The organism is Streptomyces sp. NBC_00080 (assembly GCF_045041255.1).
In the GTDB taxonomy this organism is placed as follows: Bacteria; Actinomycetota; Actinomycetes; order Streptomycetales; family Streptomycetaceae; genus Streptomyces; species Streptomyces coriariae.
The window spans coordinates 8,234,222-8,254,970 of sequence record NZ_CP108235.1 but is presented as its reverse complement, the minus strand read 5'-3'; the positions used below and the strand labels follow the sequence as shown (position 1 = coordinate 8,254,970).

General features: G+C 72.8%; 14 protein-coding genes. 6 read left to right on the top strand and 8 right to left on the bottom strand.

What is annotated here, in order from left to right:
• Positions 1-11: 11 nt before the first annotated feature.
• Together OHU34_RS36880 and OHU34_RS36875 are read right to left on the bottom strand one after the other, a co-directional pair.
• Entirely contained in the window at positions 12-215 is a 204-nt protein-coding gene (locus OHU34_RS36880; protein WP_020125862.1) for a cold-shock protein, read from the bottom strand.
• A gap of 270 nt (positions 216-485) precedes the next feature.
• A complete protein-coding gene (locus OHU34_RS36875) occupies positions 486-3,506 on the bottom strand; it encodes an AAA family ATPase (protein WP_405770432.1) in 3,021 nt (1,006 codons plus the stop codon).
• A gap of 229 nt (positions 3,507-3,735) precedes the next feature.
• On the opposite strand from OHU34_RS36875, the gene OHU34_RS36870 reads away from it, so the two are divergent.
• The gene (locus OHU34_RS36870; RefSeq protein WP_230196858.1) at positions 3,736-6,627 is read left to right on the top strand and encodes a LuxR family transcriptional regulator; all 2,892 of its coding nucleotides are present in this window, start codon (positions 3,736-3,738) and stop codon (positions 6,625-6,627) included.
• A gap of 103 nt (positions 6,628-6,730) precedes the next feature.
• Here OHU34_RS36870 and OHU34_RS36865 read toward each other — a convergent pair whose 3' ends face one another.
• A complete protein-coding gene (locus tag OHU34_RS36865) occupies positions 6,731-7,672 on the bottom strand; it encodes a transmembrane domain-containing protein (RefSeq protein WP_142269028.1) in 942 nt (313 codons plus the stop codon).
• Between the two features lie 365 nt (positions 7,673-8,037).
• Between OHU34_RS36865 and OHU34_RS36860 the strand changes: the two genes are divergently transcribed.
• The 5 genes from OHU34_RS36860 to OHU34_RS36840 all read left to right on the top strand — a co-directional run bounded on the left by OHU34_RS36860 (position 8,038) and on the right by OHU34_RS36840 (position 11,895).
• Entirely contained in the window at positions 8,038-8,664 is a 627-nt protein-coding gene (locus OHU34_RS36860; protein WP_230196856.1) for a response regulator transcription factor, read from the top strand.
• Between the two features lie 60 nt (positions 8,665-8,724).
• Entirely contained in the window at positions 8,725-9,465 is a 741-nt protein-coding gene (locus tag OHU34_RS36855; protein ID WP_142269029.1) for a class I SAM-dependent methyltransferase, read from the top strand.
• Between the two features lie 105 nt (positions 9,466-9,570).
• Entirely contained in the window at positions 9,571-9,786 is a 216-nt protein-coding gene (locus OHU34_RS36850; RefSeq protein WP_142269030.1) for a DUF4177 domain-containing protein, read from the top strand.
• A gap of 188 nt (positions 9,787-9,974) precedes the next feature.
• Positions 9,975-11,477, top strand: coding sequence for an APC family permease (locus OHU34_RS36845; protein ID WP_142269031.1), 1,503 nt, complete (start codon positions 9,975-9,977; stop codon positions 11,475-11,477).
• A gap of 1 nt (position 11,478) precedes the next feature.
• Positions 11,479-11,895, top strand: a complete 417-nt coding sequence (locus OHU34_RS36840; RefSeq protein ID WP_142269032.1) for a universal stress protein — start codon at positions 11,479-11,481, stop codon at positions 11,893-11,895.
• A 50-nt stretch (positions 11,896-11,945) separates the two neighbouring features.
• On the opposite strand, the gene OHU34_RS36835 is transcribed toward OHU34_RS36840, so the two are convergent.
• From OHU34_RS36835 to OHU34_RS36815, 5 genes are all read right to left on the bottom strand, one after another.
• Positions 11,946-13,109 carry a substrate-binding domain-containing protein gene (locus tag OHU34_RS36835; RefSeq protein WP_405770425.1) on the bottom strand — a complete coding sequence of 388 codons (1,164 nt, stop codon included), beginning with the start codon at positions 13,107-13,109 and terminating at the stop codon, positions 11,946-11,948.
• 70 nt (positions 13,110-13,179) lie between these two features.
• Positions 13,180-14,289: an ABC transporter permease gene (locus OHU34_RS36830; protein ID WP_142269034.1), complete on the bottom strand. Its 1,110-nt coding sequence runs from the start codon at positions 14,287-14,289 to the stop codon at positions 13,180-13,182.
• Positions 14,286-15,839 (bottom strand): sugar ABC transporter ATP-binding protein, encoded by a 1,554-nt coding sequence (locus OHU34_RS36825; RefSeq protein WP_405770422.1) that lies wholly within the window; start codon positions 15,837-15,839, stop codon positions 14,286-14,288. Before OHU34_RS36825 ends, OHU34_RS36830 begins: the two co-directional genes overlap by 4 nt.
• Positions 15,840-15,973: 134 nt before the next feature.
• Positions 15,974-18,886, bottom strand: coding sequence for a SpoIIE family protein phosphatase (locus OHU34_RS36820; RefSeq protein ID WP_405770420.1), 2,913 nt, complete (start codon positions 18,884-18,886; stop codon positions 15,974-15,976).
• A gap of 168 nt (positions 18,887-19,054) precedes the next feature.
• On the bottom strand, positions 19,055-20,701 hold the full coding sequence (locus tag OHU34_RS36815; RefSeq protein WP_405770418.1) for a serine/threonine-protein kinase: 1,647 nt from the start codon (positions 20,699-20,701) through the stop codon (positions 19,055-19,057).
• Positions 20,702-20,749: the final 48 nt, after the last annotated feature.

Sequence of the window (20,749 nt, the reverse complement as noted above, 5' to 3'; positions counted from 1 at the left end):
ACGCTTTCGCGTCAGGCAGGCGTGATGTTCTCCGCCTGCGGGCCCTTCTGGCCCTGCGTGACGTCGAAGTTCACCTTCTGGCCTTCCTGAAGCTCACGGAAGCCCTGGGTGGCGATGTTCGAGTAGTGAGCGAAAACGTCGGGGCCGCCGCCGTCCTGCTCGATGAAACCGAATCCCTTTTCCGAGTTGAACCACTTGACGGTGCCAGTAGCCATGTCACATCTCCTTCGGGGCAGTGCCCAGAGGTCCACACCGTGTGGACCCATGCGTTGCCACAATGAACCCCGTCCGGATAAGCACCGGAGATACAAAAATGCCCGGCGACAGACTGTCGCCGAGGCACTTGAAGTTTCGGGAACCACAACTGCAACTAGCTTGAAGCCTAGCACGGTACATACAACCGCACTACCTTTCGCCCACGCGGCACCGGATCGGGCGCGCAAGCCTGTACGAAGTCAAATACACGCGAAAGGTTAATTTTCAGATTACACAAGGTGCGCCGCAGACGAACTCGACCATGGCTCGGGCGCGAGCCGACGGTCGGGCCGGCCGGTGAGCACGGCCGTGACCACCTCGGTGCGGGACCGCAGTCCGGTGCGTGCGAACAGCCGGGACAGCCGGTTGGCCACCGCGTCCTCACTGAGCCGCAGCACCGTGGCGATCTGGCGGTTGGTGAGCCCCTCGGCGATCAGGGTCGCGAGCAGCCGCTCGTTCTCGGCGGTGGCCCGGGCGCGTCCCGGGACGGTGATCCCGGCCTCCCGCATGGCGGCCCTGGTACGAAAGCGCGCCAGCGCGGAACCGGTCATCCCGAACAGCTCGTACGCCTCGTGCAGCAGCGTGGGCGGCCCCGCGCCGGCCTCGGCCGCGGCGACGAGCGTGAGCGCCGTCTCGAACGGCTGGCTGCGCGAGCGTGCCAGCTCCACCGCCTCCCGCAGGCCGTCCCGGGCGGTGCCGGGCGAGTCCTGCCGCAGCACGCGGGCCGACGCGAGCAGAAGCCTCAGCCTCGTCCGTCCGCCGCCCGTCCGGCCGGAGATCCGCTCCAGGCGTTCCAGACAGGTCAGCGCCTCGCCGGTGTGTCCCGTTTCCGCGTACACCTCGGCGAGGGCGGCCCACAGCTCGTCCACGCCGGCGACGTGTCCGTGGGCGTCCGCCGCGTCCAGACCGCGCCGCAGCGTCTTCTCGGCCCCGTTCGGATCACCGAGGGCCCGCTGCACCTCGGCCTCGACGGCGTCCAGCGAGTACTCCGGACGGCCCTCGCCCCGGTCGCGCACGCTGTCGAGGAGGCGGCGGGCGCTGGTGGTGCGGCCCCGGGCCAGGAGGATTTCCGCCGTCCGGGCGGGAATCAGACAGCCGTCCGCCGCGGGCGTGTGGATCCGGTTGTTCGCCAGCATCCAGCGGGCCGGCTCCAACGCCTCGTCCCAGCGCCCCTGGAGGTGGCGCCGGAGGAACACGCTGTGCGGCTGCAGCCGGTCGGGGGTCAGCCCCTGTGCGGCCAACAGGTCTTCCGCCGCGTCGAGGTCCCGGCCGCTGAGCAGCTCGTCGAACATCGTGGTGGCCAGCGCGTACACGTGCTCGGCACCGAGGATCGGGGCCTCGGAGAGGGCCAGGGCGCGTCTGAACCGCTCCGGCCGGCCCAACACCATCTCCGCCACGGCCCGGAAGTAATCGGGCTTCACCCGGCCTCGGACGTCGGTGGCCCACACCTCTTCCGTCCGGGCCAGCAGGTCCAGCGCCTCCTGCCACCTCGCCAGCCCGCACAGGGCCAGCGCCCGGCCGGTCACCGCGACCAGGCCCGGCAGCCGCAGTTCGTCCCACCACCGGGCCGTGGCCAGCCGGGACAGCGCCCGCCAGTCCGCGTCGTTGGCGGTCGCCGCCGTGAAGAGGTTCGCGGTGTCCTGCAGCGCATGAGTGCCCAGCACGTCCGCCCGGTCGCGCAGGATCGACTCGGCGATGGTCCGCGCGGTCCGGTGGTCCCCCGCCTGGTAGGCGGCCTTGGCGTACCGCTGAAGGGCCGGGACGCGGTCCTCGGGCCGCTCGACGAGGTTGCCGACCGCCCGGCACCACCGGAGCACTCCCCTGCCCTCGGAGTCGGGGTGCAGCCGCTTCGCCGCGGCCGTCAACTCCCGTACCGCACGGTCGCGGTCGACCAGGTGCCCGGCTTCCGCGACCCGGTCCGCCAGGTAGGCCACCGCGTCCGCCTCGTCGGACAGCGCCACCACCGGTGGCTCCGCCTCGTACGCGATGCCCGCCGCGTCGCGGTCCGCCCACACCGCCTCCACCGCCGCGGCGGACAGCCGACTGCGTTCCAGCGGCCCCAGCCGCTCGCGGACGGCGTGCGCCGTCAGCGCGACGGCGAAGGTCCATCCGCCCGCCCCGGCGCCGTCGGACCCGGGCCCGACGTCGACGATCTCCGCGTCGATCAGTTCGCGGATCGCGTCGTCGACCGTCCCGGCGGACAGTCCGGTCGCCGCGGGGACCAGCTGCGCGGCCCGCCCGCCGAGCGGCCACAGGATGCTCAGCGCCCCGGCCACCACACGGCACGGCTCACTCAGCGCGTCGAGCGCCCCGACGAACCGGTCGCCGTCCGGCAGCACCGGCGCCGGTGTCCGCACCCCGATGAAGGCGTGACCGTCGGCCACCCGGATCGCCCCTTCCCGCGTCCACCCGGTGAGCAGGGCGTCGATCGCGCCGGGGACGCCGTGCGTCAACTCCCGTATCCGCCGGGACAGACCGCTGTCCGGTGTCGCCCGCAACCGCCGTGCCACCGCCGCCGCCGTCTCGTCCGGCCCGAGACGGGACAGCACGATCGTGTGCGCCCACGGCACGTCTGCCTGCTGTTCCAGGGCGCCTGCGGCACCATGGCGCGTTGGCGTCCCGCCCTTGCCGTCCGCGGCGCCGCGGGCATCGGGCGCCGCCTCGTGCCCGTTGCGGCATCGGGCGCTCCGCTCACCGCGTCCCACCGCGGAGGCCAGCAGCCGGACCGAGGACGGCACGCGCGCGAAGTCGGTCCCGCGGAGCAGGGCCAGCGAATCCGCGTCGGCGAGGTGGAGGTCGTCCAACTCCACGACCACGGGCGCGGACCGCGCCAGAGCGGCGCGCAGCAGTGCGGCCATCGCGGTCCCGTCGCGCCGCTCGGCCGCGTGCAGCGCCTCGGTGACCGGCGTCGCCGCGCGCTGGCGTGCCGTGCCCGAGAGGTGCCCCTCCAGCGCCGTGACCAGCCGCAGCGCCAGCAGCAGCGGCCGCGCGTCGTCGCCCGGCACGCAGTCCACCGCGAGCACGGGCGTCCCTTCGGCGCGCAGCCGTTCGCCGAGTGCGTGCAGGAACACGCTGCGCCCGGCTCCCCGTTCGCCCCGGACGAGCACCAGGCGCGGTCCGGCCGGATCCCCGAGTCGGCCTCGGACCTCGTCCGACTCCCGCTCTCGGCCGACCGGGCAGCCGGCCGCGCGGTCGAGGCTCGCGGCCGTGCCCCCGTGGACCAGCCAGGGGCTTTCGGACGGAGCAGTCATGGTCCACCGCGTTCTCTTCGACGACCTGTGCGAGGCGGGTGGCACCGGACCCGGCCGCGTGACGCGTCTCCGGCGGCCTCGCGGCCGGGCCGTCAACACTGCGAACCATTATGGCCATTTCCGTATGATCATGTCCTGTCGGGCAGCGGGCTCCGAAAGCACCGTGCCGCGAACGTTCCTGCTCCGGTCGGCCGTTCACCCGCGCAGTACCGGACCGGGAGGAGTGGGCGTGCCGAAGTGCGGGCCTGTCGTCGGCAGGGACGGCGAGATCCGGGAAGTCACCGGCACCCTGGTGTCCACCGGTGCCTCGGCGCGCACCCTGCTGCTCGTCGGCGGAGCGGGAACAGGCAAGACCGCCGTGCTGGAACAGGCCCGCCGGACGGTGGTCGGGCAAGGCGCCAAGGTCTTGCGGCTGCGCTGTCACGACGGTGGGGAGGCGCCCGGCGCGGCCGCCCTCGCCGATGGCGTCCACCAGGTGCTGACCAAGGCCCACGACCGCTGGAGCCCGGCCCGTACCGGTGCCGTCCGCCGGACCCGGCTGCGCAACAGCGGCCGCGGCGGCGAGTTGACCCTGTTGTCCACGCTCGGCGAGGTGATCGGGGACGCGGCCCGTCACCTCCCCTTCGCACTGATGATCGACGACGTCGAGCGGATGCCGTCACCGACGGCGTCCGCCCTCGGCCTGCTGCTGCGCGTCTTCCGCCCGGCCGGCGTGCCGATGGTGCTGGCCGGCCGGCCGGCACGACCGGGAGACGAGGGTGTCCGGCAGCTCACCGTGGCGGCCGACCGGCTGCTCGAACTGCCGCCGCTGGGCCCGGCCGACGTGGAGGCCCTCGTGGTGCGGCGTCTCGGCCGCCCGGTCGAACCGGCCCTGGTGACGGCGGTGGTGCGGGCGTTGGGTCCGATGGCGGGCACCCCCGAGGCCGTGCTGTCGGTGCTCGACTCGATGGCGGAGCGCGGCGACTTCCTGGAGCTCGACGGTCATGTGTGCCTGACCGAGCCGGAACAGGCGCTGCGCCTCACCACGGATGTGGCGCGGCTGAGCCGGCTCTGCTGGCCGGCCGGCCCCCCGGGCGCCGCGGCCCTGGACGCGGCGGCCGCGGTGGCCCGCAACCTCGAGCACGCCGAGATACGGCTCGACGACCTGCACCGGCTGAAGCCGGGCGGGCCACGCCGGGCCGGCCTCGTCGACCGCACGCTGACCCCGCTGGTCGCGGACGGGATTCTCACCGTGGACGAGGACCGCCGCATCGCGTTCGCCGTTCCGGCCCTCGCGGCGGCGCTGCGCGCGCTGCCCACGCGTCACGCCGTGTCCTCGCTGCACGCCCTGATCACCCGATCGCTGACCGATCGGCTGGGCGCGGAGACGGCGGGGGGCGGCTGTCCCCGGCTGGCCGATCACGTGGCCGCCGCCGGGCCCGAGCTGGACGACGCCCTCGCGGTGGACGTGCTGCTGGCGGCGGCCCGTACGGACGCCGGGTCCGACTGGTCGCGATCGGTGCGCGCCTACTCCTCGGCGCTCCACCGTCTGCCGCCGCACGACCCCCGCACCCCCGGCGTGCTGCGCGAGTCCGCCGAGCTGAGCCTGCGTCACGCCGATCACCGCGGTGCGCTGGCCCTGGGCGAACCGCTGTTCGCCTGCCTGGCCGCGCCCTCCGCCGAACGGGACCGGGACGGGCTGGAGCACGTCGCCGGGGTGTGGGCGCTGGCGGCGCTGCACGAGCACCGGTTGCCGCCGTGCGGCGTCGACGCCGACGTCGACGCCGGCCCCGGGGGCCGTGCCGCGGTGGACCACGCGCCCGCCGTGGCCGGCTTCGGGGCGCTCGTCGGTCCGTACGGGCTCGGCCCGGTGACGCCCCGCCCGGGTGCGGAGGCCCCCCGCGGGCCTGCCACCACCGGCCCCCGGCCCGGGTCCGGGCCACTGCCCTCGGCGGCGGAACTCCGGCTGCTGGCCGGGGCCGCGGGCAGCCGCGCCGGGCTGTCGGACGTCCTGCCGCCCGGTGCGGACGGCGTACGGACCCTGGACCTGCTCCGGAACGCGAGCGCATACGCGGACCTGGCCGGCGCCCTGGCCTCCGTGCTCGGGGACCGCTATCCGGGGGCGGGGAGCAGCACCGCCGGGCTGTACCACGCCATGGTGCGCGCGTATCTGCAAGGGGACTGGGACCGGGCGCTGGCGTCCGCCCGCCGGATCGAGGCGCGCAGCCGGACCCGCGGCACAGCGGCCGGCCCCGCGCAGGCCGCCCGGGCGCTCGCGGCCGACATCCACTGCGCGCGCGGGGAGTTGGGATACGCGCGGGCGTGGCTGGAGCTGGTCCCGGGCACCGTGACCCACCCGCTCGTCGCCTGGACGAGGCTGGGCGTGCGGTACTGGTCGGGCCAGGTGGAGGAGGCGATGGAGGAGGCGCTCGACGAGGTGCGGCGGGCTCGGCGGAGCGGCCTGCTCTCGGGCATCGAGAAGGTGCTGGTGCGGTACCTGTCGTTCGCTCTGCTGGAGGCCGTGCCGCAGGCCATGGAGCGGGCGCTGGACGAACTGGAGGCGCTGGACGAGGAGGTGGGCTCCCCCATGACGCGCGAGGCGGTGCTCCTCGGCCGAGGCGTGGTGCGCCGCGACGTGGACAGCGCGCTGGCCGCTCTCCGCGCGGTGCGCCGACGGGGCGACGCGTACCTCGAACTGCTCTGCCACCTGGGTCTGGTGGAGATCGGCGACGACTGCGAACGTTGGCTGGCCGAGGCCACACGCGGCGCTCAGGCGCTGGGCATCGGGCGCGCCACCCGTACCTCGCTCGGCCATATGACGCGGCGCCGGACCCTGGTCCTGCCGCGGGTGCGTCCGGCCAGGGACGAGTTGAGCGAGGAGGACATCGAGCTGACCACGATGGTCAGCCGGGGCGCGACCAACCGGCAGATCGCGGCGCGGCTCGTGTGGAGCGAGAAAACCGTGGAGCGGCGGCTGACGCGGCTGTTCCAGCGCACGGGCTGCCGCTCCCGGGTGGAGCTGGCGGCGGCCTGGCTGGACGGCAGCCTCGCCCGCCGTGACCTGGTGCCGGACGGCGTGCGCGGCGCGGCCGGGGGTTCGTTCCCCGCCCCCGGCCCCGGGGCGCCGTCGAGCCGGCGCTGACGTGCGGTGTGCCGGGCGCGGCACACCGGCCGGGCGTCTGCGGCCGGGCGCCCGACGTCGCGGGCCTCGCGCGCCGGGCACGGCCGTTCCCCCGGTCGGCGGGTCAGTCGAGGCGGGCGGCGTGGGTGTCGATGGGCAGGCCGAGCCGGCCGGTGTCCAGGGAGCCGTCGGCGTTCACGTGGAAGTTCCAGTCGGCGTCGTCGCCGACATAGCCGAGCACCAGGAGCGCGTCGGTTCCGCGCAGCGCGGCGTCCCGCCAGTTCTCGTCGCGGAACTGGGCGGCGGTCACCACGAAGAGGCGGCGGGCGTGTGTCCAGGCGGTCACCCGGGCGGTGCTGTCCGGCGGCGAGGTCTGAAGGGCGGGCGATCGCCGGTCGGCACCCGTCGGCACGCTGTCCCGGCAGGCCAGAGCCTCGTCCCGGGTGGCCGCGGCACGCAATCGGGCCGATCTCGCGCCCAGTCCGTCGGTGACCGACGCCGTGGCCGCCGAGCCCACCAGGACGACTGTGGCGAGCGACCCGACCGGTCCCCCGATCAGTTCGGTGATGAGGGCCTGCGCCAGGGACAGGACATCGTTGTCCTCCCCCGTCAGGGCTATCGCCCCCGACAGCAGCGAGAGGTCGACGAGCACCCTGTCGCCTCGATGGCGGCCGAGGGTGACGGCCAGGGAGTAGGGATGCGCCACCTCTGCGCCCCCGTTCGCCGGACTCGTCAGGTCCTTCGGTTCCACCCACCACTCCTTGCCCGAGAGGTCGGCGGTCCATGGCGCGGGCGCGGGGGCGTCGGCCCCGGCGAGCAGCAACGTCAGCCGCTGACCCGAGTGGATGACCGCATGCACCTCGGGCAGCGCGCCTGCACTGGGCGCCCGCCCCTCGGCCACGGCCCGCAGGCCCAGGGCGACCGTCTCCAGTTCCTTGCGGTGGACGCTCGGTCTCGCGGTACGGACCGGTCCGGGCAAGGAGTCGCGTCTGCGCAGGATCCACGCGGCGGCGGCCCCGAGCAGCACCAGGCCGAGCACCACGGACGGAACAATGGACGCGATCATGCGGCCACCTTTGTTACTAGAAGTTGCCAGAACTGGTCACCGGCTCTGCGACGACGCCGTCCGCGGTGCTCCGCGGGCGCATCGCCAGGGGCCCGGTGGCACCCGGGGGAATGCCGCCGCCGATCGATCGGCAGCCGTGGGAAACGTCGAAACGCGTTTCCCACGCCATCGTGGTGCTTTCTCCCCTTCCGGTGGAAGGCGCGACCGCGAACCTTGCCGGTCCGTACAGGGAGAACGGGCCGGTCCGCTCGCGCCAGGTTTCCCTCGGTCGGCGGACGCCGGGCTCCTGACGCGGAGCTCCGGTCCTCCCGGGTGGCAGCATCGCCCTCCTGAACTCGTGGAGAATCTGTGTGATGGGGGGGCGCATGCCTCGGCAAGCAGTCGGCGGGACCGTGCGCGTGGCGATCCACGCGCCCGCCCCCTTGGTCCGTGCCGGACTGGCCGGCTTCGTCGCACTGGACCCGCGTCTGCACGAACTGCCGCGGGACAGGATCGGGGAGGCCGACGCCATCGTGGTCGCCGTGGACGTGGCGGACGCCTCCGCCCTGGACCTGCTCCACCGTGTGTGCGACAGACCCGGCGCACGTTTCCTCGTGGTGGTGGGCAAGAAGTGGCGGGCCGACCTGTCGGCTGCGCGGACGCGGGGTGTCCGCGCCGTGGTGTGGTGGGACTTCTGCAGCCCCGACGTCTTCGCCCGATCGGTGCGCGCGGTGGCCGGCAGCGAGGAGACCCCGCTCCCTTCCCCACTCGCTCCCGAGCGGGCGGAACACCACGTCGTCGCCTCCCGGGGCCGGGCCGAGCCGCGACTGAACGCTCGCGAGGTGGACGTGCTGCGCCTTATCGCCGAGGGAAAGCAGTGCGACGAGATCGCGCTCGAACTCTCCTACTCCGAACGCACGGTGCGTTACATCCTCTACGGCGCGATGAAGCGGCTGCGGACGCGCAACCGGGCCCACGCCGTCTCCCACGCCATCCGGGCCGGGCTGATCTGAGCCGCCGGCGGCGGAAATCTCGTCGACAGCGCGCGGCCGCACCCGGCACAGTGGCCGCTTGTGACGAGCAGCGAACTGTGGACCCGTGCGACCGCCGACCGCTACGACGCCGAGGAGGGCGAGATGTCCTCGGCCGCCGTCCTCGGACCGACCCTCGACTTCCTCGCCGAACTCGCCGGTGACGGCCGGGCACTGGAGTTCGCCATCGGAACCGGACGCGTGGGTGTCCCGCTCAGGGAACGCGGCGTGCCCGTGGTCGGCGTCGAACTGTCCGAACACATGGCGGCGGTCCTGCGGCGCAAGATCGACGAGGACGGGCTCCCGGTCACCCTCGGGGACATGGCCACGACCGTCGTGCCCGGCGAGTTCGCCCTGGTGTATCTCGTCTACAACACCATCACGAACCTGCTCACGCAGGACGAGCAGGTCGAGTGCTTCCGCAACGCCGCGCGGCACCTGGCGCCCGGCGGCCGCTTCGTCATCGAACTGGGGGTGCCGCCGCTGCGGTTCCTGCCACCCGGACAGGTCGCGGTGCCGTTCGACGTGTCCGAGCGGCATCTCGGCTTCGACACCTTCGACCTGGTCGAACAGATCCTCGTCTCGCACCACTTCACCCGCGACGCCGACGACGGCGGCTACCGCCGCGCCAACTCCCGGCACCGGTACGCGTGGCCCGCGGAGCTCGACCTGATGGCACGGATCGCGGGACTCGCACTGGAACGGCGCGTCGCAGACTGGGACGGCGCACCGTTCACCCAGGACTCCCCGAAGCACATCTCCGTGTGGCGCAAGCCGGCCTGACACGCCGCCTTCCGGGCCGAACTCCCCCCGACGCGTACGGTGACACGGACCGGTGATTGGCTGTCCCCGTTTCCGGTAGCCGGTCCACCCCCAGGAGGCCCCGTCATGAGCAGTTTCCACGCACTCGAGTACAAGGTCGTCACCTTCCGCGAGTCACTGATCGGCGACGCGCTGGACAGCGACAAGCTGGAGAAGGTCCTCAACAAGCACGCCGAGGACGGCTGGGCCCTCAAGGCGATCACGTCCGCCGACGTCAAGGGCCGGATCGGGCCCGGTGCGGTCGAGGGTCTGCTGCTCACGCTGGAGCGCCCGCGCCGCTGACCCCCGCGGTCCCGCCTACGGGTGCCGCTCCGCGGAAGGCCGTGGAGCGGCACCGGTCCGCCTTCGGATGCCTTCGGTGTCCTGTCGATGACACCCGTGCCCCATAAGTTCCCAATGGCACCGAAAGTCGTAAAGCTCCCTGTTGTATGGCTGCTGTAGGGCGTCACGTACAACCGGAGCGAGGGAACATGGCCAACGACACCACCGACGCACGTCCACCCGACGGGTTGAAGGCCGATGCGATCGGATTCGTCGACGCGCTCGTCATCGGGCTCAACGCCACTTCACCGGCGTACTCACTGGCGGCGGTCATCGGTCCGATCGTGGCGCTCGTGGGCATCTACGCCCCCGGCGTGCTGGTCGCCTCGTTCGTGCCGATGCTCCTGATCGCGTCGGCGTTCTACTACCTCAACAAGGTCGACCAGGACTGCGGCACCACCTTCTCGTGGGTCACCCGGGCCATGGGGCCGTGGGCCGGCTGGCTGGGCGGTTGGGCCATCACCTTGACCGGGGTGCTGGTCGTCGGGTCACTGGCGGACGTCGCCGTGAGCTTCGCGCTGCTCGCCTTCGGCCTCGACAGCTGGGTCGACAACGACTTCGTACGCCAACTGCTCGCGGTGTTGCTGATCCTCGTGATGACCGCCGTGTGCGTCATCGGCACCGAGGTGTCCGCCAAGGTGCAGAACGTGCTCATCCTCGCCCAGGTCGTCTGTCTGCTCGCCTTCGTCGTCGTGGCGCTCTACCGCGTCTACGCCGGCACCAGCACCTTCGATTCCATCGAACCGTCGTTCGGATGGCTCAACCCCTTCGGCGCCGGCGGCGCGACACTGACCGGAGCCCTGCTGCTGGGCGTGTTCATCTACTGGGGCTGGGAATCCGCGGTCAATCTCACCGAGGAGGTCGAGGACTCCGCCACCGCGCCCGGCAAGGCGGGCGTCTGGTCGACGGTCATCCTGCTGGTGACCTACGTGTCGGCCGGCTTCGCCGTCGTGGCCTACGCCGGTACGACCTTCCTGGCCGAGAACGCCGACGAGGAGGAGTTCATCTTCGCCCTGCTCGCCGGCAAGGTGATGGACGGCTGGGACTGGGTCGTCCTGCTGGCGGTCTCCACCTCCGCGCTGGCGTCGACGCAGACGACGATCATCCCGGCGTCCCGTACGGCGCTGTCCATGGCACGCCGTCAGGCGCTGCCCGCGCACTTCGCCCACATCCACCCGCGGTTCCGCACCCCCGACGTGAGCACCTGGTGGGTCGCCGGCATCGCCATCGCCTGGTACCTCGCCCTCAACCAGATCAGCACCAACGCGCTCTTCGACTCGCTCACCGCGCTGTCGTTGCTGATCGCCTTCTACTACGCCCTCACCGGTGTGGCCTGCGCCGTCTACTACCGCCGCCATCTGTTGGAGAGCGTCCGCCACTTCGTGCTCATCGGCCTCGGCCCGCTCGTCGGCGCCGGGCTGCTGGCGTGGCTCCTCGTGGAATCGGTCTCCGACATGTCCGACCCCGCGAACTCCTACACCGGCGCCTCGTGGCTCGGGGTCGGCCCGCCGCTCGTCATCGGCGTCGGCATCGCCGTCACGGGTGTGGTGCTCATGGTGGTGTGGCGGCTGAAGGCACCCGCCTTCTGGTCGGAACGCGCGGGCGTGGCCGACCCCGATCTTGTCCACGGCGTCCCCGGCAAGGAGTCCTGAGATGGCGGTCGTCCTCGGATACGACGACTCACCCGGCGCGGTACGCGCCCTACACATCGCGATCCAGGCGGCGGCCGCGTTCCGTGAACCCCTCGTCCTGGTCTACGGCGCCGCGGCCCCGGGCACGAGGGGCGAGGAGTACCGGGCCCACCACGAAGCCCTCCGCGAGGCCGGACGCCTCGCCCTCGATCACGCCGTCGCGAAGGCCGAGGCGGCGGGCGTAGCCACGACCGTCGAGCTCATCGACCAGAAACCGGCGCAGGCACTGATCGACGCCGCGACACGCCACGGGGCGAGGTTCATCGTGGTGGGCAGCTGGGGCGAGAGCCCGATGCGCGGGGCCCTGTTGGGCTCGACCCCTCACAAACTCCTGCACCTGTCGAGCATCCCGGTGCTCTGCGTCCCGACCGAGCGATAGGCCGCCGCACCCACCGTCACCGCCGGCCGCTCGAATCCCGGCGCCGGGTGTCACCTGCCCCAGATCCTCCGGTACGCCTCCTGGTACCCCGACGGGTCCCAGGTCGTGTCACCGGCGCTGTTGTCGGCCGTGGCGATGTGGACCGGGGCCGTGTACCCGCTGGCGGGACGGCCGGAGAAGGCGCGGTTGAACTCGTCGACGATCTGCCAGCCCTGCAGGGACAGCGGCTCGGGCACGGTGGCGGCCTGGTACTGCCCGCTGTTGATGCGCTGGAAGGCGGAGGGGTCGCCGTCGCCGGCCCCGATGTTGAAGGGCGGGCCGGAGCCTTTTTCCCCGGCCGCCCGGAAGGCGGGGGCGGCGTCGGCGAAGTACAGGTCGTTGATGGCGACGGAGTGGGTCCATCTGCTCCGGAACCGGGAGAGCAGGGAGGCGATCTCGCGCGGGGTGCGACTGCTCGCGTCCGGGATCGGGATGTTCTCGTACGCGAGCAGCCGCACACCCGGACAGGTGGCGAGCTCCTTCCTGATCAGGTCGGACTTGTTCCTGGCGAAGGGAATCGAGGCATCGGTGATGAGCACGACCCCCGCGCGGCCGTTGGAGGTCGAGATGATCCACCGCGCGCTGATTCCCGCCACCTCCGCGACGTCGGTGGTGACGTTGGTGAAGAGCTCGGGACGCCGGCTGGGGCCGGGAGCGGCGACCGCGTGCCAGCCGATGAGCGGGATGCCCGCCGCGTGGGCCCGCGCGACCTGTCGCGACGTCGCGTCGGGGTCGAACCCGCCGATGACGATGCCCGAGGGCTTGAGGGCCACGGCCTCGCTCATGGCCGCCTGGATACCGGTGGGGGTGCCCCCGCCGTCGATCACCCGGACGTCCCATCCGATGACCCGCGCGGCTTGCCTCACCCCGGTCGCGGCGCCGGCGACCCCGGGATTGGTCATGGTCTGGGCGACATAGACGATGGTCTTGCCGGCCACCGCCGCGGGGCCGCTGGTCGGCCCGTTCCAGGGGATGTCGGTCTCCTCCGCCCGTGCGACGGCCGCCTGGGCCCCGGCCTGGACAACAGGGCAGCCGCTCGGGCCGTCGGTGGATTCCTGCGGGCCGCCCGACGAGCCGCGTTCACAGCCGGCCAGCAGGGTCGCCGTTGCCACCAGGACGCAGGCGGCGAGCCGAGCCTCGAAGGCGCCAGGGGTCGCTGTGCGGCTGCCGTGCACGGGAGCTCCTCACGTGGGAACGAGCGGGAGGATGCGGCTGGAGGCCACGGAAGTGGTGCCCGCGGCGCGGTCAGGAAGCGCTGCCCGCTGTGCCGTCGTCGGGCGTCGCGGCCGGCGGCGGCCGAGGCGGCGGGGCGGGCCCGTCGCGGCCCTCGAAGGCGCCGGTGCGCATGCGGCGGCGGGCCGCGTAACCCGCCAGGCCGACGGCGAGGAGCAGGGTGCCGCCGTAGAACAGCGGGACCGTCCAGAAGTCGGCGCCCAGCTGGCCGATGCCGGTGAGACCGACGGCGAGGACGGCGACGGCGACCACGGTGCCGATGGCGTTGGGACGGCCGGGTTTGATCGCGGTGGAGCCGAGGAGGGCACCGACGAAGGCGGGCAGCAGGTAGTCGAGGCCCACGCTCGGATTGCCGATCTGCTGCTGGGCCGCGAGCAGCACACCGGCGAATCCGACGATCAGCCCCGATGCGGTGAACGCGTAGACGGTGTACCTGCGGGTCGGGATGCCGACGAGGTCGGCCGCGCGCGGGTTCGAGCCGACGACGTACAGGTACCGGCCGAGCGGCAGTCGCTCCAGCACCGTCCACAGGACGACCGTGAGGGCCAGCACGTAGAAGGCGGGGACGGGAAGGCCGAGGAACGTGGAGTCGTAGAGGTCCGTGAAGGCGGGCGGGAGGCCTTGCGGGCCGGGGACGATCCGGCCGCCGTCGGTGATCCAGCCGGTCACGGCGTACATCATGCTGCCGGTCCCGAGGGTGGCGATGAAGGAGTCGATCCGGCCGAACACGACGATGACACCGTTGAGGGCGCCCACGGCCGCCCCTGCGACGATCACCGCGAGGCAGGCGAGCGGCCAGGGCCACCGCTCGTGGACGACGAGTTGCAGCACCGTGACGTGCGCCAGGCCGAGGCCGTAGCCGATGGAGAGGTCGAACGCCCCGGTCACGATGGGGACCATGGCGGCGAGCGCGAGGACGGCCGGGATCGACTGGTTGGACAGGATCGAGTCGACGGTGTCCAGCGTGGGGAAGGTGCGCGGCAGGGCGAGGGAGAAGATCAGGACGAGCAGGGCGGTGAGGGCCAGGAGGCCGTACGCGCCGATGAGGTGCCCGGGGCCGTGCGGTCGCCCCGGTCGGCGCGGTCGTGGCCGGGGCGAGGAGGGGGAGGGCGGGGCGCTCATGGGTTCGTCCCGGCCCCTGGAGAGGGCACGGCCGAAGCCGCCCGGGTGAGCCCGGCGACCGTGAGGGCCGCACCGCTCAGCTCGGCCGTCACGGACCCGCGGACGAAGACCAGGGTGCGCCGGCACACGCCCGCCACCTCCTCGAAGTCGGTGGAGATGAGCAGGACCGCGAGGCCGCCGGCCAGCGCCTCGTCGAGCAGGCGGTGGAGCGCGGCCTTGGCGCCGACGTCGACGCTGGCGGTCGGCTCCTCGAGGATCAGCAGGCGCAGGCCCACCCGGAGCCACCGGCCGATCATGACTTTCTGCTGGTTCCCGCCGGACAGGGTGGCGATGGGGGCCTCGCTGTCACGGGGGCGTACCGAGAACCGTTCGATCAGGGTGACGGCCTCGGCGCGTTCGCGCCGGGGGTTGATCCAGCGCAGCGCCGACAGGCCTCCCGCGCGGGGATTGGCCAGGAGGTTCTCCCGCACGGTCAGCCCGGCGAGGCAGCTCTCCCGCAGTCTGTCGCCGGGCACGAGGCCGACCCCTGTTCCGACGGCCTCGGCCACCGTGCGGGGTCGGTACGGCCGACCGTCGAGAAGGGCCCGCCCGCCGAGCAGGGGCCGGGAGCCGGCGAGGGCCCGGCCCAGTTCCGTGTGGCCGGCGCCCGAGAGGCCGACCAGGCCCAGGGCTTCCCCGGCCCTCAGTTCCAGGCTGACCGGCCCTGTGCCGGCGGTCCTCACACCGTCGAGGGTCAGGACGGGCGCCCCGTCGGCCGGCGCCTTGACGGGGTGGTGGTCCGTCAGGTCCTCGCCGACGATGTCGTGCACCAGACGGGAGGGGCTGTGGCCCGCCAGCGAGCCATGGCTGACGAGACGGCCGTCACGCAGTACGGCGAAGGTATCGGCGACTTCGTACACCTCGTCCAGGCGGTGGCTGACGTAGAGGACGGCGTGCCCCCGGTCGCGCAGGGTGTGCAGGACGCGGAACAGCCGGGCACAGTCCGCGGCGGGGAGGCGGGCGGTCGGTTCGTCGAGGACGATGAGCTTGGCGCGCGCCGCCAGCGCCCTGGCGATCGCGACCAGCGAACGCTCGGCCGGGGAGAGTCGGGCGGCCGGTGCCTCGGGGTCGAGATGTCCGGCGACGAGACGCAGGGCGTCCACGCAGCGCTCGCGGGTCCGCCGCCAGGAGATCAGTCCGGCACGGCGCGGATATCCGGTGCTCAGCGCGATGTTCTCGGCGACCGTCATCCACTCCACGAGACCCAGGTCCTGGTGGATGAACGACATGCAGCGGGAGGCCGCCCGGCTCCCGAGCGGATGGCCGTCCACCGTGATCAGCCCCGCGTCGGCGTGGTGGACGCCGGCCAGCACCTTGATGAGCGTGGACTTTCCGGCACCGTTGGGCCCGAGGAGGGCGAGGACGCTGCCGGCGTGGACGTCGAGGTCGACCCCGGCCAGCGCGAGGGTCCCGCCGAACCGCTTGCCGAGCCCGCGGATCCGGACCACGGGTTCCGCATCAGAAGGCGCAGCCGCATCGGCGGACATGTCGGGAGCGTCGTGCACGGACATCTCCGGGGGTCGGCCTGGCGATTTCTTCCCGACGTTCACCGGCATACTATCCGAGGAAATCACATCATTTCAGACAATTCGGCTCGCCGTGACTCCAACGGGTCAGCGGGCCGCGCCCGGAGCGCCGGGCTTCCTCACGCCGCGCCGAGCCCGCATTCGGCCCAGATGACCTTGCCCTGCGGGAGGTAGCGCGTACCCCAGGCCCTTGACAGCTGTGCGACGAGGAACAGGCCACGCCCGCCCTCGTCCGTGCTGGCCGCCCGACGCAGGTGCGGGGCGGTGTTGCTGGAGTCGGAGACCTCGCAGATCAAGGTGCGGTCGTGCAGCAGCCGCACCCTGATGGGCCCGGCGCCGTGGCGGATGGCGTTGGTGACCAGCTCGCTCAGTATCAGTTCCGCGGCGAACGCCGCCTCGTCGAGTCCCCAGTCGGCCAGTCGCCCGAGGGCGGACGCGCGCACTTCACCGACGAAGGCCGGGTCGGCGGGCAGCTCCCAGGTGGCGATCCGACCGGGGTCCAGGGCGTGGGTGCGGGCGACGAGCAGGGCGATGTCGTCGCACGGGTGAGCGGGCGCCACGGTGTCCATGATCGCCTGGCAGGTCTCCTCGGGGGTGCGCTCCGCGTGGGCGAGGGTCCCGCGCAGCTCGTCGAGGACGACGTCGACGTCGCGGTGCCGGTCCTCGATGAGCCCGTCGGTGTAGAGGACCAGCTGACTGCCCTCCGGAAGATCGATCTCGACCGCGTCGAAGGGCAGGCCGCCGAGGCCGAGCGGGGGCCCGGCCGGCAGCTCGGGATACGACACCTCGCCGTCGGGGCGGACCAGCGCGGGCGGCGGGTGACCGGCCCGGGCCAGCACGCACCGCTGCGAGGTCGGATCGTAGATGGCGTACAGACAGGTCGCGCCGATGATGCCGACCCCCTCGCCGTCGGGGTCCTCCCGGTCCAGGCGGCCCACGAGGTTGTCGAGGTGGGTGAGGACTTCGTCCGGGGGGAGGTCGAGTTCGGCGAAGCTGCGTGCGGCGGTGCGCAGCCTGCCCATCGTGGCGGCGGACAGCATGCCGTGGCCGACGACGTCGCCGACGATGAGGCCGACCCGGGTCCCGGACAGGGGGATGACGTCGTACCAGTCCCCGCTGACGTCGGATTCGGCGGGCAGGTAGCGATGGGCGACCTCGACGGCATCCTGATCGGGCAGACCGTGCGGGAGCAGCCTGCGTTGCAGGGCCAGGACCATGGTGCGTTCGTGGGTGTAGCGCCGGGCGTTGTCGATGGACAGGGCGGCGCGGGTGGCGAGTTCCTGGGCCAGCGCGCGGTCGTCGTCCCCGAAGGGGGCGGGATCCTGGGCGCGGTAGAAGCCGGCGATGCCCAGGACGACACTGCGGGCGACGAGGGGTACGACGATGAGGGAGTGCACGTCCGCCGGCAGCCGTTCGGCGTGCTCGGGGTCCTCGGTGAGCCAGCCCGCGGCGGCCTTCAGGTCCGGTTCCAGTACTGCCTGTCCACCGGCCAGGCACCGCAGCCGGGACGTGGCCGGACCGAAGTCCGTCCGCTTGCCGACCGGGGTGAAGGGCAGGTCGTCGCGGATGCCGTGGACCACCGTACGGCGTAGGTCGTCGAGGGTGTCGGTGGCTTCCTCGCCACGCAGTACGGCCTCGGACAGGTCGACGGTGACGAAGTCGGCCAGCCGCGGGACCGCCGTCTCGGCGAGTTCTTCGGCGGTACGGCGCACGTCCAGGGTGGCGCCTATGCGGCCGCTGGCCTCGGAGAGCAGCTCCAGGCGGCGGCGCGCGGCAAGGGCGTACGCCCCCACGAGCGGCTCCCCCATCAACACCAGCCGCCTGGCCGAGGAGGACGGTACGGGGCGATCGTCCGTGGCGCCGTCCACGCCGTCCACGCCGTCCACGCCGTCCACGCCGTCCGGGCCAGAGGCTCCAGCGGCCGTGACGCCCTTGGCGCCCTTGGCGCCTGCGGCGAACCTGCCCGGCGCCGCGTCGGGAAGGTATCCGGCCTGCGCGGTGGCGAAGAACCGCGCGGCCGGTCGACCGGCAGAGACGACGGCGAGTTCGGCGGGGAAGCCCGCCACCTCTTCCACCTGGCGCGGGATGACCAGGGGCTCTTCCGGAGAGGAGTACGGCAGGACGGCCTCGACCGCGATGCCCTCCACCCCGGAGGCACTCGTCATGGGTCGGCTCACGAGCGTGATCCGCCGGCCGTCGGACAGGGGCACGTCGACGGCGGCCCGCTGCGCGCGGGAGATCAGCTCGGCGGCTTTCTCCATGAGGGCCGCCTGGTCCCGGGTGCTCAGCTCGGCGGCCAGTTCCTCCACCGCGATACCGCGATGGGGGCTGCCGGCGGATTCGGCTCCGGTGGTCAGGTACGCCCGCAGCAGAGCGCGCTCCCGCCCGGAACTCTGCCCCAGCAGCCGCCGTTCCATGGCCTGCGCCGCTTTGCGTATCACGGCGCGCAGCGCGGGGTTCTCGGCGCCGCGCGGATAGCCGAAGCACAGGACCCCTTCGATGCGCCCGCTGAGGGGGTCGCGGACGGGAAGCGCGACGCAGGCGCTCGCCTGGGAGCGCTCCGCGAAGTGCTCGGCCCCGTAGACCCGGATGAGCTGCCGCTCGGCCAGGGCGAGACCGATGCCGTTGGTACCGGCGACCCGCTCGGCGAACACGAAGCCCGGGACTCTCTGGATCGCCGGGAGTCTTCTGGCCAGCGACGCCTCGCCGAAACGGCGCAGGAGGACCGTCCCGTGCGCGTCGGCGACGGAGATGTTGATCTCGCTGCCGGAGAACCTGGCCTGCAATCGGTCGAGCACCGGCACGGCGGCGCGGACGATCCGGCCGTCCGGGTCGAAATCCTCCAGGAAGGGAAGATCGGACTGGTCCGGCGAGAGGCCGAGGGTCCGGCAACGCCGCCACGAGTCCAGGATCGACGTGCGTACGCCCTGCTCCACCGGCTCACCCTGCAAGAACCGCTCACGGGAGCGGACGGGCCCCGTGCCGTCTACGGCATGTCCCGCCGACCTCGGTTCCTCGCCGGACCGAACCACGCTTCGCCTCACCTGTGCCCGATTAGTCTCATTTCAACAATAGAATCCGATATCGGTGAGGATACGGGCATCGGGGGCACTAGTCACGGCTCACGAGGCCCCGCGCGGGTGCGGTGACCCGGCGAACCGGGGCCCGTCCGCGCACCTCCCCTGCACGTCCGCCTCCTTTCACCCCGGCACGGCGAACTGGCTCCCGGTCTTCTCACCGTCCTGCGTGACCGCGGCGGCCACGCAGCGGAAGACGCGCAGCCCCTTGTCCCATTCCACCGCTGTCGGCGGGAGGATGTCGACGTTCCACTCGTCCGCGACCTCGCGGCCACCATCGACCATGGACTCGGCCATGACCTGCTGCGAACACAGCGCCTTCACGTCGGGATGCTTGATCAGATCCCGCGCGTTGTTCGTCGTGCCGTCCTGCGGCAGCGGGGCGATGGCGAAGGTCTCCCACACATGCCTGGTCCGGCAGTCCGCTCGGCTGACGGTCACGATGCCCGAGATATCCGTGATGCCGCTCCAGCACTCGGGGCTCGCGACACATCGGCCGCCCACGCCGTCGACGCCCGTCGCGGGGCAGTTCTCCGTCGTGGTCGCCACCCCTCCGAAGCCGGACGCGCCCTTGCCCTCGGCCGTGGCGGAGGAGGAGGTCGAGGGAGAGCCCTCGCCCCCGCGGTCCTGCCGGCCGTTCTGATACGTCACCACGGTGACCGACACGCTCACCGAGACGGCCACGGCGGCCAGTACGGCGATCAGCCGGGGGCGCCGCGATCCCTTCCGCCCACCGTCGCCGTCACCGTCGCCGCCCGGCCCGACGGCCGCGGTCGTCCGGCTCGCGTCGCGGAGGGACGGCGGCGGAGGGGCGCCCCCGTACGGAAGAGCCACATCGCGCGGCCCTGTGGACGAAGCGGGCGACGCATCCCGGTACGACGGAGCGGTGGTGGTGCCGAATGCCGGTCCGAAGCCGCCGGCGCCTCCCGCGTCGAGGGTGTCCGGATCATCGAGATCGACGGCGGCGAGAGCGTCCCGGAACGCGCCCGCGTCGGACAGTCGCCGGGCCGGGTCCGAGGTCACGGCGTGCCGAAGAACCGAGTTGAGGGCCGCCGGTACCCCGGGCAGGGCGGGGTACGGCCAGGTGTGGCGCACGATCAGTTCGGCGAGGCTGAGCTGGGTCCCGTCGTCCGGGTAGTGCGGCGGACAGCCGCGCAGCAGGGCGTAGACGGTGGCGGCCAGTGAGTACACATCGCCGGCCGGGGTGGGTTCCGCCATGTGGAAGGCCTCGGGCGGCGCGTACGCGGGGGTCAGCGCCTCCCTTGTCACGGACAGTTCCCGCCCCGGCCGGGGCATGGCGGCCAGCCCGAAGTCGGTGAGGGCCACACCGCCGTACCGGTTGACCATGACGTTGCCGGGCTTGATGTCGCGGTGCAGCACCCCGGCCGCGTGAGCGGCCGCCACCGCGTCCGCGAGGCCCACGCCGATCTCGCGTGCTTCCTTGAGCGGCAGGGGTCCCTGCCGGTGCAGCCGGTCGCCGAGCGAGCCGCCGGGGCACAACTCCAGAACCATGTAAGGACGGTTGTCGGCAAGCACCCCGGCGTCGTACACCGGCACCACGTGCGGGTGCCCGGACAGTTGCCCGGCCGCGGTGACCTCACGCAGGAAGCGCTGCCGGTCGCGCGGTGTGGACAGGGTCCTGCTGTCCACCTTCAGTGCGACCTCCCGGCCCACGGCCAACTGCCTGGCCCGGTACACCGTGGCGAACCCACCCTGACCCAGGATCTCCTGGATCTCGTACCCGGGCAGTTCCATTCGTTCGAGCCCCACGTGCCGTACCCCCAGCGCACAGTCCCGGGCAGAACATCCGACCGAGGA

Excerpts from the sequence above, each read along its gene's own strand:
- OHU34_RS36880 (WP_020125862.1), bottom strand. The coding sequence starts at position 215 with ATGGCTACTGGCACCGTCAAGTGGTTCAACTCGGAAAAGGGATTCGGT.
- OHU34_RS36875 (WP_405770432.1), bottom strand. The coding sequence starts at position 3,506 with ATGACTGCTCCGTCCGAAAGCCCCTGGCTGGTCCACGGGGGCACGGCC.
- OHU34_RS36865 (WP_142269028.1), bottom strand. The coding sequence starts at position 7,672 with ATGATCGCGTCCATTGTTCCGTCCGTGGTGCTCGGCCTGGTGCTGCTC.
- OHU34_RS36860 (WP_230196856.1), top strand. The coding sequence starts at position 8,038 with ATGCCTCGGCAAGCAGTCGGCGGGACCGTGCGCGTGGCGATCCACGCG.
- OHU34_RS36850 (WP_142269030.1), top strand. The coding sequence starts at position 9,571 with ATGAGCAGTTTCCACGCACTCGAGTACAAGGTCGTCACCTTCCGCGAG.
- OHU34_RS36845 (WP_142269031.1), top strand. The coding sequence starts at position 9,975 with ATGGCCAACGACACCACCGACGCACGTCCACCCGACGGGTTGAAGGCC.
- OHU34_RS36840 (WP_142269032.1), top strand. The coding sequence starts at position 11,479 with ATGGCGGTCGTCCTCGGATACGACGACTCACCCGGCGCGGTACGCGCC.
- OHU34_RS36830 (WP_142269034.1), bottom strand. The coding sequence starts at position 14,289 with ATGAGCGCCCCGCCCTCCCCCTCCTCGCCCCGGCCACGACCGCGCCGA.
- OHU34_RS36825 (WP_405770422.1), bottom strand. The coding sequence starts at position 15,839 with ATGTCCGTGCACGACGCTCCCGACATGTCCGCCGATGCGGCTGCGCCT.